Below are 13573 nucleotides of genomic sequence, written 5' to 3'. Positions count from 1 at the left end.
CCTCAGTTCTGGTAGTAATAGCCGCGCGGCTGATAGTATTGCCGGGGCTGTGGCTGATAGTAGCCCTGCTGGCCGTAGCCTTGATTGTAGTACTGCTGCGGCGGCTGCTGCTGCTGCTGCTGCTGATAGACTTGCGCATCGTAGAGCGGGCGGCTGGCCGAGCGCGGTGCCGGGTAGCGCGCGCCGGTGTCGCTGCCGTCAGCCGGATAGATGTAATTGTCGTCCTGCGGCATGTAGCGGCGGGCGGGCTGCGCCGGCGGTGCGAGGTTCACGGGATCGCCTGACGTGGCGTACTGCTCTTCGGCCGGCTGCGGCGCACGTGCCACTGCTGTGGGGTTGCGGCCGCGCGGATTGCGAGCAAGCGCGACCTGCGCCGAGCCGGTCAGCGTCACCGTGGTATTGAGCACGCCCTGCTGCTGCACCAGCGCGTAGAGCGTCGAGGCATTCTGGCGCGACAGTCGCACGCAGCCATGCGACGCCGGCGAGCCGAGCCGGCCGACCGAGTCGGTGCCGTGGATGGCGTGCCCGACCTTGGTGAAGAAGATCGCGTGCGGCATCGGCGCGTCGTCGAATTCCTTGGAGTAGTGATCCTCTTCCATGCGGAAGGCGCGGAAGCCGCCGCTCGGCGTTTCGCGCGAGGGGATGCCGGTCGACACCGGCCAGTGATAGCGCGCGACGCCGTCGACGGCGACGGTCATCTGCTGATTGTCCTTGTCGACGGTGATCTCGACCTTGGCCTGCGCGGTGCCCGCGCTCAAAAGCATCAATGAGGAAAAAACGATGAAAAAGTTACGCATCTGAAAACGCATTTGAGTTCTGGCCTCCGGCCTGTTCACGCTAGGCGCCGCGGCTCTCCGTCCCCCGGCGTGCAATATGCCTGCAATCCGGCTTTCGTTCCAGCCTGCCCATCCATCGTTAACGCGATGCCGGGCGTAAGCAAGGCCGCTTTGTGCCGCGCGGCTGGTGGCGACGCTGACATTTTCGCGAGCGTGCCGCGCATTCACAACGCCGACAATTCGTCACAAAGGCGCAACCATTTGGCCGCCTCGGGCGTTGATGGTGGCCTTCCGATTGGTGGCTCTCGCCACCGCTTTTTACCCTTGGGACTGAAGATGAACAAAGCCCGTGTTACCGCCGCCGCTCTGCCGGCCGGCTTGCCCGTCCGCCTGCTGTTCGCAGCCGCCGCCATCCTTCTTGCGTTGACGTGCTTGCCGCGAGCCGGCCATGCTCAGGGCATCGTGCGCGGCGCCCAGGAAGGTTCTTACGAGGGCAATCGGATCGCCGGCCCCGTGGGCGGCGTGGTTGGTGGCGCGGTCGGCGCCGGTGTTGGAGGGGCCGTGGGTGCGGTAGAGGGCGTGTTCGGCATTCCGCATCATCGCCATTACCGCTGCCGCGGCTACTATGACGGCTATCACCGCTTCCACTGCTATCGTTGAGTCCACCGCCGTCATTCCGGGGCGCGCGCAGCGCGAGCCCGGAATCCATTGGGCAGCAGAGTCAGTGGATGAATGGATTGCGGGCTCGCCCTTCGGCCGCTCCGGAATGACAGCTCAATTCTTCAGCCGGTAGCCGGTGCGGAAAATCCACCAGATCACGGCGAGGCAGATCACCAGGAACGCCGTCGTCATGCAGATGCTGACGGACACGCTGACATCTGCGATCTCGTAGAAGCTCCAGCGGAAGCCGGAGATCAGATAGACGACCGGGTTCAGCAGCGCCACCGAGCGCCAGCCTGCCGGCAGCATGTCGATGGAATAGAAGCTGCCGCCGAGGAAGGTCAGCGGCGTCACCACCAGCATCGGGATCATCTGGAGCTTTTCGAAGCCGTCGGCCCAGATGCCGATGATGAAGCCGAACAGGCTGAACGTCACCGCCGTCAGCACCAGGAAAGTCAGCATCCAGATCGGATGGTGGATATGGAGCGGCACGAACAGGCCGGCTGTCGCCAGGATGATGAGGCCCAAAATGATCGACTTGGTCGCGGCTGCGCCGACATAGCCCAGCACGATCTCGACATAAGAGATCGGCGCGGAGAGAATTTCGTAAATCGTGCCGGTGAATTTCGGAAAGTAGATGCCGAACGAGGCGTTGGCGATGCTCTGCGTCAGCACTGAGAGCATGATCAGGCCCGGCACGATGAAGGTGCCGTAGCTGACGCCTTCGACCTGGCTGATGCGCGAGCCGATCGCGGCACCGAACACCACGAAATAGAGCGAGGTCGAGACGACAGGCGAGACGATGCTTTGCAGCAGCGTACGCCAGGTGCGCGCCATTTCGAACAGATAGATGGCGCGGATGGCGCGATGATTCATGACGTCCTCACGAGGTCGACGAAGATGTCCTCGAGCGACGATTGAGTCGTGTCGAGATCGTTGAAGCGGATGCCGGCGTTGCGGAGGTCGCTGAGCAGGCTGGTGATGCCGGTGCGCTCGCCCTTGGTGTCGTAGTCGTAGACGAGCGTCGCGCCGCCGTCGCAGAGGTCGAGCTCGTAATGGCTGAGGCTGTCCGGCAGCGTCGTGACCTTGCCCTGCAGATGCAGCGTCAACCGCTTCTTGCCGAGCTTCTCCATCAATGTCGCCTTGTCCTCGACCAGCACGATCTCACCCTTGTTGATGACGCCGATGCGGTCGGCCATCTCCTCGGCTTCCTCGATGTAATGCGTGGTCAGGATGATGGTGACGCCGGATTGCTGCAGCGTGCGCACCACCTCCCACATGCCCTTGCGCAGCTCGACGTCGACGCCGGCGGTCGGCTCGTCCAGGAACAGGACCTGCGGCTCGTGCGACAGCGCTTTCGCGATCATCACGCGGCGCTTCATGCCGCCGGAGAGCGTGATGATCTTGTTGTCCTTCTTGTCCCAGAGCGAGAGGTCCTTCAGCACCTTCTCGATATGGTCGGGGTTCTTCGGCTTGCCGAACAGGCCGCGGGAGAAGCTCACCGTCGCCCACACGCTCTCGAAGGCGTCGGTGTGCAATTCCTGGGGCACGAGGCCGATCAGCGAGCGGGCCTTGCGGTACGAGGTCTGGATGTTCTCGCCGCCGACGAGGACCGTGCCTTCGCTCGGGTTGGCGATGCCGCAGATGATCGAGATCAGCGTGGTCTTGCCGGCGCCGTTGGGGCCGAGCAGCGCAAAAATCTCGCCGCGCTTGATGTCGAGATTGACGTTCTTGAGCGCCTTGAAGCCGGACCCATAGGTCTTCGACAAATTGGCGACGGAAATGATGGAGGACATGATGGCCGCAGGGCTGAAAGGTAAAGACTGGGGAGGGGAGGCTGGAACCGTCCGGGAGGAGGTCAGCGGAGCCCTGAAATAGGAATGCACTTGCCCGGCCGCAATTGGCCGGAGAAAAATGGTCTCAAAACAGGCCCTTCGGTGGCAGGTTTCGAGAAAGTGTTGCGCGATGGTCACGGGCTGTGGCTAAGATTGCCACTCACGCGCCTCTTTGTTGCGTCTGCGAGCGGGCCGTGGCTACGATTCCAGCCAATCGCAAAGCGTATCGTCCCCAGGGAAAACATCGAGATGAGACCGAACGGCCGTCACACCGCCGGCGCCAGCCAGTTGCCCGCCCTCCGTGTGTGGGCGATCTGCCTGCTCCTGCTGTCAGCTGTTGCCATCAGCCCGACCACCGCCAGGGCGGCGCCGAGCCAGTCCGCGGCGGCCGCGACCACCCATGTCTACCTGCTCCGCGGCGTGCTCAACATCTTCTCGCTCGGGCTCGACACGATCGGCGCCCGGCTCCAGGCGCAAGGCATGCAGGTAACGGTTGCGAATTTCGTGTCCTGGTCTTCGCTCGCCGATGAAGCCGCGGCCGATTACCGGGCCGGCCGAGTCAAGACCATCATCCTGGTCGGCCATTCCTCCGGCGCGACCGCGCTGCCGGACATGATCGCCAAGCTCAACCAGCTCGGCGTTCCCGTGAAGCTCGCGATCGGCCTCGATTCCGTGTTCAAGACCAGGCTGTCGACCGGCGCCGAACGCTACATCAACATCTTTATCGGCGACGGCCCCGGCGAACCCGTGCGGGCCGCGTCTGGCCTCCGCGGCAAGCTCGACAATGTCGACGTCCGCGGCACCGGTGTCGGCCACATCTCGATCGACAAGAGCGAGGCGATCCAGCGCCGGGTCATCGCCGAGATCGACGCCGCCATCATGCGCTCGCGCGCACCGGCAGCTCCGGTCGCCGAACCCGGCGCACCCAGGGCCCCGCGGCAGGCACGGTCGGCGGCGGCGTCGGCTCCGGCGAGGAATTGAGGCGAAGGCGTTTCGTAGATCGGCGGCGGTTGCCGCCGGCTATTTCTCGTGGTTGACCGGCGTGCCATCCCCGGCACCCGGGGCCTCCGGCTTCAGATAGACGATCAGACAGCAGCAGCACATCGCGAGCCCGATGATCGGGAATCTCAACGCGACCAAAGCTGCGAGCGCAAAGACGCCGAGCGTCAGGATCGAGCGGACGCGCATGATCCTGCGCTCTTGCGGCGGGACATCGTTGATGGGCGCCCGCCCGACGAGATCCCAGATCAAGGCGACATAGGTCGCGTTTACCAGGAAGAACACCGCCGCATAGAATGCAACCGGCTGCGGCGCGAGTTCGCTCACCGCCATCCAGGCGGTGGAGAGCGGCAGCAGCGACACCGAGAACAGGTGTGCGAAGTTGAACCACATCAGCCGCGGCGTTGCTTCGCTCGCATAGCGCATCAGATGGTGATGGTTGGCCCAGACGATCGCAATGAAGATGTAGCTCACGGCATAAGAGAGCCAGGTCGGCCATAGTGAGAGCAATGCCGCGAAGGTCGGGACTTCCGGTGGACGAAGCTCCAGCACGAGCACCGTGATCAGGACGGCAAATACGCCGTCCGAAAATGCACTGAGCCGTTCCGGAGTTCGTCTCGCATGGGCCATGGTGGCCGCCCCTGTCTCAATCGACACAGACCCGATGCCCGAACGCGGAGGCCACGAGCCTGGTTCCGCATCACACCGATTTCACTTCGCCGCCGTCCATGCGCAGCACCGTGCCGGTCATCCACCGCGCCGCCGGCGAGACGGTGAACGCGATGAGGTCGGCGATTTCGCCGGCTTCGCCGAAGCGGGCGATGCCGGCCTGATTCAGCACCTGTCGCTTCGCTTCGTCGAGCGAGATGCTGCGGGATGCCGCGGCTTTCTCGATCATCGACAACCGGCGGCCGGTCATGATCGCGCCGGGCGAGATGGCGTTGACCTGCACCCCGTCCGCGATGCCGCGCTCCGCGAACGCCTTGGCGAGAGCTTCGATCGCCGCATTGATGGCGCCGACGGCCGCGGCACCCGGCTTGGGAATCTCCGCGGCATTGCCGGACATGAAGACGACGCTTCCCCTGGCTTGCTTCAGCGCGTTCCAGGCGCGGATGGTCAGCCGGCGCGCGCCGTGAAAAAGGAGCGCCATGCCGGCATCCCATTGCGTGTCGGTCATCTCGAACAGGTCGAGCCCGGCAACCGCGCCGGCGACATTGACGAGAGCATCAATGCGGTCGAAGCGCTCCAACGTTCGGCCGACAAGCGTCTCCGCTGCCGCCGCCTCCATCAAGTCGAGGTCGAGCACCAGAGGCTCGGCGCCGGCCGTCTTGATCTCGCGGCCGACCTCGTCGAGCTTCTCTGCGCTCCGCGCCGCGATGACGATCGCGCCGAAGTCGCGCGCAAGCCGGACGGCGGTGGCCCGGCCGATCCCCGAGCTTGCACCGGTCACGATGGCGACGGTTTTCGTCATGACGATCTCCGTCCCTTATCGCAGCCGGCCGAGGAAATCACGAATGCTGGCCGCAATCTCGCTCGCATGCGTCTCCAGCGCGAAATGACCGGTGTCGAAGAACTGCACCACCGCATTGGGATTGTCGCGCTTGAATGCCTCGGCGCCGGGCGGGATGAAGAACGGATCGTTCTTGCCCCAGGTCGCAAGGAAGGGCGGCTTGTGCGTGCGGAAATACTCCTGGAAGGCCGGATAGAGCGCGACGTTGCTCTTGTAGTCGCCGAACAGGTCGAGTTGCACGTCGTCCGAGCCCGGACGCGCGAGATAGAAATTGTCGAGGTTCTGGCCGTCCGGCGACACGGTCGTCGGGTCGGAGACGCCATGCGTGTACTGCCAGCGCGTCGCCTCCGGTGTGAGGAAGGCGCGCAGCGCCTCGCGATTGGCGGGCGAGGGGTCCTGCCAATAGGCCTTGATCGGAGTCCAGCCGTCGCTGAGGCCATCCTCATAGGCGTTGCCGTTCTGCGAGATGATGGCCGTGATCCGCTCGGGATGGCGCAGCGCGAGCCGAAAGCCGGTCGGCGCGCCGTAGTCGAAGACGTAAACCGCAAAACGATCGAAGCCGATCACCTCGGTGAAGCGCTCGATCACCTGCGCGACGTTGTCGAAAGTGTAGCGGAAGGTTTCGCGTGCAGGCATGTCGGACTGGCCGAAGCCGGGAAGATCCGGCGCCACGATGTGAAACTTGTCGGCGAGCAGCGGGATCAGGTCACGGAACATGTGGCCCGCGCTCGGGAAGCCGTGCAGCAGCAGCAGCTTTGGTGCGCCGGCGGGGCCCGCCTCGCGATAGAACACCTTGAAACCGTCGATGTCGGCCGTGCGATATCTGGTGGAGGTCATGACATTCTCCGTCACTGGTGATTGGTGTGGTTGCCTTGACGAGATGAGATCCGATGCTCGCGCGGTGGCGCGCTACTTGCCGCTCACGGCATGCACCGCGTCGCGAATGATGTCGGCGACGGCCTTGGGTGCGGTGACGCTCGGGATGTGATCGACGGCGAGCGTGCGGATGTTAGCCTTCATGCGCTCCGCCATGAAGCGCTGCGTTTCGGGCACGATCATGCGGTCCTGCTCGGCGACCAGGAACCAGCTCGGAATGTCCTTCCAGAGCGGACGCCCGGCCGGGACGGTGATGCAATTCAGGGAGATCGGCCGCTGCACGGCTGCCAGCACAGCACGATCCTCCGCGGCGGCGTTCTGTGCGAAGGCCGCGGCAAAGGCGTCCTCGGGCAGCCAGATCAGGCCGTTGTCGTCAGGAGCAAGCTTGGGGGCCTGCCGGTGCGGGGGCAGGCGGTAGAACACGTCCGCCACCTTCTCGCCCTCGTCGGGCGCAAGCGCGGCCACGTAGACCAACGCCTTCACGCGCACAGCGCGCGCGAGCGCAATGACGGCACCGGCATAGGCGTGTCCCGCAAGCACGATCGGGCCATCGGTACGATCCAGGCTGCGGTTGAGCGCGGCGACATCGTCCGCAAGGGAGGTCAGCGGCAGCGGTGCCGCCTGCGCCTTGGTCGCCTCGGCCGCGAGCGCCGTGATGACGCGGGCCCAGCTCGACCCGTCTGCCCACGCGCCGTGGGCCAGGATCAACGTCACGTCGCGCTTGGCCATCACTGCCTCCGTTGTAACCTGTTTAAAAGCTTAAGGCAGGTTATGTTTGCACGTGGTAACTTGTCAAGTAGCGTTTTGCAGGTTATGTAAGAGGTGTTTCCTGGCTGGGGAGCCACACGTGCCAAACAGACCGCCTGCCATGTTCATTGCCGACACGCTCGGTCTCGATTTTCTCAATTCGATCGCGACGCCGGTCGATGCGCCCGTCGACTGGATCGACGATGGCGACGGGCTGATCGACTGGCTGGCGCAGGCGAAGCTGGTGCCCGCGGAGGAACTGGAGGCGCTGAGAGCGCGCGCCAAGCCCGGTGAGTTGGACGAGGTTGCCGATCAAGCGCGGGCGTTGCGCGAATGGTTCAGGGAATTTGTTCGCAAGCATGCGGGCCGGCCGCTCACGTCGGCGGCTCTGCGGGAGCTCGGTCCGCTGAACAGCCTCCTGGAAAAAGACGAAGTGTTCAGCCGGATCGAACCGCGACATGACGACGGCAATCGAGGCCTCGCGCTGCGGACGACGCGGCGCTGGCAATCATCCCAATCCCTGCTGTTGCCCATCGGTGAGGCGATGGCGAGGTTCGTCTGCGACGAAGACTTTTCGGACGTGAAGGTGTGCGAGGGCCATAGCTGCACGATGCTGTTCGCGGACCATACCCGCCGCCGCGCGCGACGATGGTGCGCCATGGCGATCTGCGGCAACCGCGCCAAGCAGGCGGCGCATCGCAGCAGGCTCAAGAGCAGGCAGTGATCGGGCAGGGGGCGAGAGCGGACCGAACCAGGAGTCCAACACCATGGCTGATCTTCCCCTGATCGTCTTCGACGTCAACGAGACGCTGCTCGACCTCCAGACAATGGAGCCGACTTTCGCGCGCATCTTCGGCGACAAGGACGCGATGCGTCTGTGGTTCGCCAATTTCATCCTGTATTCCTCGGCGCTCACGGTCGCCGGCTGCTACGTCCCCTTCACCGACATCGGCGCGGCCGTGATGAAGATGCTGGCGGACACCAAGGGCATCACGATCGACGAGCGCGACAAGAAGGAGCTGACCGAGCGCTTCTCGACGATGCCGCCGCATCCGGAGGTCCCTGCGGCGCTGCGCAAGCTGCGCGCCGCCGGCTTCCGCCTGTTCACGCTCACCGACAATCTGCTCGAGGTGCAGACGCGCCAGCTCACGCATGGCGGCATCGTCGATCTGTTCGAGCGGCGCTTCAGCGCGGACGGCGTCAAGCACCACAAGCCATCGCGCCAGGCCTATGCCTATGTCGAGCGCAAGCTCGGCGCGAAACCGTCGCAGTTCTGTCTCATCGCCTGCCACACCTGGGACACGCTCGGTGCGGTGGCAGCAGGCTGGGAGGCGGCGCTGATCCGGCGCGTCGGCAATGACCTTCTCGGTGTCGGCCCGCAGCCGCAGCTCGTCGGCAATGATCTCAACGATGTTGCTGACCAGCTGATCGCGCGCCACAAGGCCGGTTGACGCGGCCGCGTGCGAGACTCGCGCGGATTCGCGTTACCGCTTCCTGACCAGCTTGAGCGGACGACTGGTCCCTTGAGGGCGCGGCTTGCTCGCCGCGCTCTGTGCCTCAGGTGGCCTCAGGAAGCGGACGAGCATCGTCCTCAGATGCTCCACGCTCTGCTTGATATCCAGCTTCGGATTGCGGATCGGCATTGCGCGGGATCCGTCGATGAGGGCGATCAGGATGTTTGCCGTTGCGTCCGGATCGAGCCCGGCATCCACCCGTCCCTGGTCCTGCGCCTGGCGCAGGAAGTCGCTCCACATGCGGCGGACGGCCGCGGTGTGGCGTTCGATGATCTTGGCGAATTCCGGATTGCGGGCGGCCTCCGCGAGGCCATCCAGGTTGAGGATCTGGGCGGGACGAAACCGCAGGCTGGTCTCCTCGATATCGGCGAGCAGCGCCTCGATCACGTCGGGAGCGGCCAGAATTTTTTCGAACTTTTCGGCCGAACGCGCAAGACCGAGGTCGATCATCGCCTCGATGATCGCCAGCTTGCTCGGAAAGTAGTGATAGAGGTGGCCGGGACTGATCCCGGCCTCGGCGCAGATGTCCGTCGTGCTGGCGCCGCGGAAGCCGTCCCTGATGAAGCAGCGGATCGCTGCGCCGAGGATTTCGGCGCGCTTCTGCTCATGCTTGACGGGGTCCACTTTCCTCAAATCGTACATCTCCATTCACACTTGCCCCGTTTAGCACGACGATTCGCCACGAGAAAATCAAAATTAGAGAGTTCCATCTATTTATGTTGACGGATGTTGTGAGGCGTGAAAATGATTATTGGAGCGATCTCTCTAATAATCCGTCGATGCGGGAATGAGACCCATGCGTTTTCCACGGACGGCTCTGATGAGTGTCGCGCTGGCGCTCGGAGGGTGCGCGGCCGCGCCGCTCGAACAGGGCGGCTCGCTCAGGAGCTACGACCGGATGTCGGACGCGAACGGGCTGGTGACGCGATCGAAGATCCGCGTGAACAAGAAGGACCTGCTGGCGGCGAAGACGATCCGGATCGCATCGACCGTCTTTCCCGCGCGCGCCGATGTTGCGCTGACCGAAAAGGAGCGCCGCCTGGTTGCGAACGCCATCAGCCGCGAGCTTTGTCTCCGCTTGAGCGAGCGCTTCCGCATCGTCTCATCCGACGACGATGCGGATCTCACGGTCCAGGCGACGGTGACGCATGCCGCACCGACCAGCCCGACCGCCTCCGGCGCGTCGAAGGCCCTGTCTATTGCCAAGACCGTCGCGCTTCCCGGCGTGCCTGTACCGGTGCCGAGGCTTCCGGTCGGGCTCGGCAGCCTGTCGGTCGAGGCGGAAGCGCACGATTTCGCCGGATTTCAGAGGGCGGCCATGCTCTGGGCGCGCGGTGCCAACTCTATTACGAACTCTCCGCGCGTCGCCAATGAAGGCGATGCCTACGATCTCGCCGCCGATTTCGGCGCGGACTTCGCCAAGCTGGTTACGACTGGAGAATCGCCGTTCGGCGGCATCCCTGCGCTGCCTCCGATGGACAGCATTCCCGTGCGATTCGGCGGTGCGCCCAAATATGTCGCCTGCGAAGCATTCGGACGGTTTCCGGGTCTCACCGGCTTCGCGGGGCAGGGGCTCGGCCTGCCACCTGCATGGACAGATTCCGGCGCCAAGGAGAGTCCGGCCAACGGTCCGGCCCCGCCGCCTGGGTCCGCAGCGAATTCAGAGCAGGCGCTGACGCAGTGACGCGGCTGCGCTTCCTGCAACATCCGAGCTCAACATCTTGGTCGCCGATCAGAGTCAATGACATGCTGACATCCGGAACAATTCGCCCTTACCAGCGCGCCTTGCGCCAAAGCGCAGCGCGCGACGATGCGCGCGCGAGGAACGTTCCCCTGTTCACGGCCGATGAAGCGTGGAGCCGCACCGTTGCGGATCGGCGGGAGGCTGGCGAGAGGGATGACCAGGACACGATGCTCGAGCCTGGCTTCTGGATGGCGACGCTGGTCGCGTTCCTGCCCACGGTCGCGGGCTGCCTCTATCTCTTCATGACCCAGGGCTGAGGCGCGCATCGAGCGCGGCACCGAGGGCAAGCGATGCTTTCACGATATGAGTTGGCGCGGCGTGACCGGCGAAGGTCCGCCTTCGGCCGCAGCAGGTCCCTGCAAGCCGTGTCCGCTGTCGCGATACTGCTGTTGGCGGGATGCGCGTCGAGCGCGAATTTGCCCCCGGTCTATCATCCTCCGCGTCCGCCGACCGCCAAGGCAGTGCAGGACGGCGTCAGGAAGGGAGCCGCCGAAGTCAAGCTGACCGGGGGACTCGAGACATCCGCCGTCCATCATACCGACCATGGGCCGGGATCGTATTTGGTCTGCCTGAGGCAGCGCGGCTCGTCAGCCAGCAGATACCCCGCCTATTCGGTCTTTTTCGATGATGACACCTACAAGGGAGTCCAGAGTTCAGTGATTCACGATGCCTGCGAAGCCGGGTCATGGGATACCTTCAATTGACGCCGGGATTCGGGCCCCCGTCGACGGGCGTCACGGTCCGGTTCCGTGCCCCAAATTCCACCCAATCGGTGGTCACTAAGCCCGCGGAGGGGGCCTTTGCCTCTCATGGTGGGACTGCTGGACTGATGATCGATCTGAGGCGGCTAGTCGTGCTGGCAGCGGTTGCGCTGCTCGCCCTAGGCACCGGCATGGCCGTTGCCTCACCTGCGAAGCCGAAGCGCCCCGCGGTCGCGACCGCTGTGCCGCCGCCTCCTGCCCCGCCCGCCGAACCGCTGCCGCGGCCAAAAATCTACCTGTTCCGTGGCGCCATGGGGCCGATCTTCTCGACCGGCATGGACCGGCTCGGCGAAAAGCTGACGAAGGCCGGCTTCTCGGCCGACGTCTATGAATTCACCATCTGCCGATGGGTCGGCGATCGTGCCATCTCCAGCTACAAGGAAAGCCCGGCGCCGATCGTGCTGATCGGCCACTCCATGGGCGGGCTGTGCTCGGTCGTGATCTCCGAGATGGCGGCCAAAGAGAACATCCCGATCAGCCTCGTCATCGCCATCGATTCCGCGCATGCGACCGGCGACGTGCCGCTCAATGTCGAGCGCTTCATCAACATTTTCATGTCCGACAGCGTGCTCGGCGGCGGCGACGTCGTGGCCGTGCCCGGCTATCGCGGCCACTACGCGAGCTATGACCTCAAGGAGAACTCGCGCGTCACGCACATCAACATCGAGAAGTCTGACGACATCCATCGCCAGATCATCGAGATGGTGACGCAGTTGCCGCGCATCCCCGCGCAAAGCCAGGCCGATGCGGTACCGTTGCGCTATCTCGTGCCGGCGAACACGCCGGTGGAATTGTGGGACAGCGGCGTGCGGGTGCCGGTGCGCACCGGCGACACCATGGAGAGCATCGCCGCCGCCCGCCGCGTGCCGCTATGGACGCTGGCGCAGAGCAATTCGCTGGCGGAGAATGCGCCGCTCACTCCCGGCCAGTCCATCATCGTCCCGCGCCATCTGACGCCGCCGGAGCCGGCGGCCGCGATGGCGGCGCCTGCGCCGGCGCCCCCGCCGGCCGGGCGGAAGTAGGGCTCTTCCTCTCCCCGCAAGCGGAGAGAGCGAAAAGCGCTTGCTCTAGACGTTCGTCCCGTGGATCGCGTCGATCACGGCGTCCGTGACTTCCTTCGTCGTCGCCTTGCCGCCGACGTCGGGCGTCAGCACGCCGGCGGCGCAGACGCGCTCGACCGCCGACATCAGCCGCATTGCCGCGTCCTTCTCGCCGAGATGCTCGAGCATCTGGGCACCGGTCCAGAAGGTCGCGACCGGGTTGGCAATGCCCTTGCCGGTGATGTCGAAGGCCGAGCCGTGGATCGGCTCGAACATCGAGGGGAAACGGCGCTGCGGATCGATGTTGCCGGTTGGCGCCACGCCGAGGCTTCCTGCGAGCGCGCCGGCAAGGTCGGAGAGGATGTCGGCGTGCAAATTGGTCGCAACGATGGTGTCGAGGCTCTTCGGATGCAGCGTCATGCGCACCGTCATGGCGTCGACCAGCATCTTGTCCCAGGTGACGTCGGGGAATTCGGTCGCGACCTCGGCGGCGATCTCGTCCCACATCACCATGCCATGGCGCTGCGCGTTCGACTTGGTCACGACGGTCAGGAACTTGCGTGGACGCGACTGCGCGAGCTGGAACGCGTAGCGCATGATCCGGGTGACACCGACGCGGGTGAACACTGCGACCTCGGTGCCGACCTCTTCCGGCAGGCCCTTGTGCGCGCGGCCGCCCATGCCGGCATATTCGCCTTCCGAATTCTCGCGCACGATCACCCAGTCGAGATCGCCGACGCCGACATTGCGCAGCGGCGAGGCGACGCCCGGCAGGATCTTGGTCGGCCGCACATTGGCGTATTGGTCAAAGCCCTGGCAGATCGGCAGGCGCAGGCCCCACAGCGTGATGTGATCGGGCACGTCGGGCGCGCCGACCGCGCCGAAATAGATCGCGTCGAACTTTTTCAGCTCAGCGAGCCCATCGGCCGGCATCATCACGCCGTGCTTCTTGTAATAGTCCGAGCCCCAGTCGAAGGTCCTGACGTTGAAGGCGAGATCGCCGCTGCGCTTTGCAAGTGCCTCCAGCACGCGCACGCCGGCCGAGATGACCTCGGGGCCGATGCCGTCGGCGGGAATGGCTGCGATCGAATGGGTGCGCATGAAGATGCTC

16 protein-coding genes are annotated in these 13573 nt (G+C 64.8%); 7 read left to right on the top strand and 9 right to left on the bottom strand.

Translation table 11 applies throughout. The features are described from left to right. Nucleotides 1–2: 2 nt before the first annotated feature. Nucleotides 3–797, bottom strand: coding sequence for a L,D-transpeptidase (locus JQ627_RS32015; protein ID WP_249143564.1), 795 nt, complete (start codon nucleotides 795–797; stop codon nucleotides 3–5). 315 nt (nucleotides 798–1112) lie between these two features. On the opposite strand from JQ627_RS32015, the gene JQ627_RS32010 reads away from it, so the two are divergent. Beyond that, complete coding sequence (locus JQ627_RS32010) at nucleotides 1113–1436, top strand: hypothetical protein (RefSeq protein ID WP_212488395.1); 324 nt, start codon at nucleotides 1113–1115, stop codon at nucleotides 1434–1436. A 114-nt stretch (nucleotides 1437–1550) separates the two neighbouring features. On the opposite strand, the gene JQ627_RS32005 is transcribed toward JQ627_RS32010, so the two are convergent. Both JQ627_RS32005 and JQ627_RS32000 read right to left on the bottom strand, forming a co-directional pair. Next, nucleotides 1551–2312: an ABC transporter permease gene (locus JQ627_RS32005; protein WP_028156391.1), complete on the bottom strand. Its 762-nt coding sequence runs from the start codon at nucleotides 2310–2312 to the stop codon at nucleotides 1551–1553. Further along, on the bottom strand, nucleotides 2309–3232 hold the full coding sequence (locus JQ627_RS32000; protein ID WP_028156392.1) for an ABC transporter ATP-binding protein: 924 nt from the start codon (nucleotides 3230–3232) through the stop codon (nucleotides 2309–2311). The genes JQ627_RS32005 and JQ627_RS32000 overlap by 4 nt, the downstream gene beginning before the upstream one ends. A 288-nt stretch (nucleotides 3233–3520) precedes the next feature. Here JQ627_RS32000 and JQ627_RS31995 point away from each other — a divergent pair, with 288 nt between their 5' ends. Beyond that, entirely contained in the window at nucleotides 3521–4252 is a 732-nt protein-coding gene (locus JQ627_RS31995) for a hypothetical protein (protein ID WP_212488343.1), read from the top strand. Nucleotides 4253–4291: 39 nt separating this feature from the next. On the opposite strand, the gene JQ627_RS31990 is transcribed toward JQ627_RS31995, so the two are convergent. The 4 genes from JQ627_RS31990 to JQ627_RS31975 form a co-directional block, all read right to left on the bottom strand. Then, complete coding sequence (locus JQ627_RS31990) at nucleotides 4292–4900, bottom strand: TMEM175 family protein (RefSeq protein ID WP_212488342.1); 609 nt, start codon at nucleotides 4898–4900, stop codon at nucleotides 4292–4294. A 70-nt stretch (nucleotides 4901–4970) separates the two neighbouring features. After that, complete coding sequence (locus JQ627_RS31985; RefSeq protein ID WP_212488341.1) at nucleotides 4971–5741, bottom strand: SDR family oxidoreductase; 771 nt, start codon at nucleotides 5739–5741, stop codon at nucleotides 4971–4973. A 15-nt stretch (nucleotides 5742–5756) separates the two neighbouring features. Next, a complete protein-coding gene (locus JQ627_RS31980) occupies nucleotides 5757–6617 on the bottom strand; it encodes an alpha/beta fold hydrolase (RefSeq protein ID WP_212488340.1) in 861 nt (286 codons plus the stop codon). 72 nt (nucleotides 6618–6689) lie between these two features. Further along, a complete protein-coding gene (locus tag JQ627_RS31975) occupies nucleotides 6690–7385 on the bottom strand; it encodes an alpha/beta fold hydrolase (protein WP_212488339.1) in 696 nt (231 codons plus the stop codon). A gap of 139 nt (nucleotides 7386–7524) precedes the next feature. Here JQ627_RS31975 and JQ627_RS31970 point away from each other — a divergent pair, with 139 nt between their 5' ends. Together JQ627_RS31970 and JQ627_RS31965 are read left to right on the top strand one after the other, a co-directional pair. Further along, on the top strand, nucleotides 7525–8127 hold the full coding sequence (locus JQ627_RS31970; RefSeq protein ID WP_212488394.1) for an ABATE domain-containing protein: 603 nt from the start codon (nucleotides 7525–7527) through the stop codon (nucleotides 8125–8127). A gap of 43 nt (nucleotides 8128–8170) precedes the next feature. Next, nucleotides 8171–8854, top strand: coding sequence for a haloacid dehalogenase type II (locus JQ627_RS31965; protein WP_212488338.1), 684 nt, complete (start codon nucleotides 8171–8173; stop codon nucleotides 8852–8854). A 33-nt stretch (nucleotides 8855–8887) separates the two neighbouring features. Here JQ627_RS31965 and JQ627_RS31960 read toward each other — a convergent pair whose 3' ends face one another. Next, a complete protein-coding gene (locus JQ627_RS31960) occupies nucleotides 8888–9565 on the bottom strand; it encodes a TetR/AcrR family transcriptional regulator (RefSeq protein WP_212488337.1) in 678 nt (225 codons plus the stop codon). Between the two features lie 172 nt (nucleotides 9566–9737). On the opposite strand from JQ627_RS31960, the gene JQ627_RS31955 reads away from it, so the two are divergent. From JQ627_RS31955 to JQ627_RS31945, 3 genes are all read left to right on the top strand, one after another. Next, the gene (locus tag JQ627_RS31955) at nucleotides 9738–10601 is read left to right on the top strand and encodes a DUF3313 domain-containing protein (protein ID WP_212488336.1); all 864 of its coding nucleotides are present in this window, start codon (nucleotides 9738–9740) and stop codon (nucleotides 10599–10601) included. Then, nucleotides 10598–10918: a hypothetical protein gene (locus JQ627_RS31950; RefSeq protein WP_312015821.1), complete on the top strand. Its 321-nt coding sequence runs from the start codon at nucleotides 10598–10600 to the stop codon at nucleotides 10916–10918. Before JQ627_RS31955 ends, JQ627_RS31950 begins: the two co-directional genes overlap by 4 nt. Before the next feature lie 572 nt (nucleotides 10919–11490). Beyond that, the gene (locus tag JQ627_RS31945) at nucleotides 11491–12444 is read left to right on the top strand and encodes a LysM peptidoglycan-binding domain-containing protein (RefSeq protein ID WP_212488335.1); all 954 of its coding nucleotides are present in this window, start codon (nucleotides 11491–11493) and stop codon (nucleotides 12442–12444) included. 45 nt (nucleotides 12445–12489) lie between these two features. Here the strand turns inward: JQ627_RS31945 and JQ627_RS31940 are convergent, their stop codons facing one another. Continuing rightward, a complete protein-coding gene (locus tag JQ627_RS31940) occupies nucleotides 12490–13563 on the bottom strand; it encodes a tartrate dehydrogenase (protein WP_212488334.1) in 1074 nt (357 codons plus the stop codon). Between the last annotated feature and the right edge of the window lie 10 nt (nucleotides 13564–13573).

Origin of the sequence: Bradyrhizobium liaoningense (assembly GCF_018130785.1) — a bacterium.
In the GTDB taxonomy this organism is placed as follows: domain Bacteria; phylum Pseudomonadota; class Alphaproteobacteria; order Rhizobiales; family Xanthobacteraceae; genus Bradyrhizobium; species Bradyrhizobium liaoningense_A.
The sequence above is the reverse complement of the archived record's forward strand: the minus strand, read 5'-3'. Positions and strand labels throughout refer to the sequence as shown.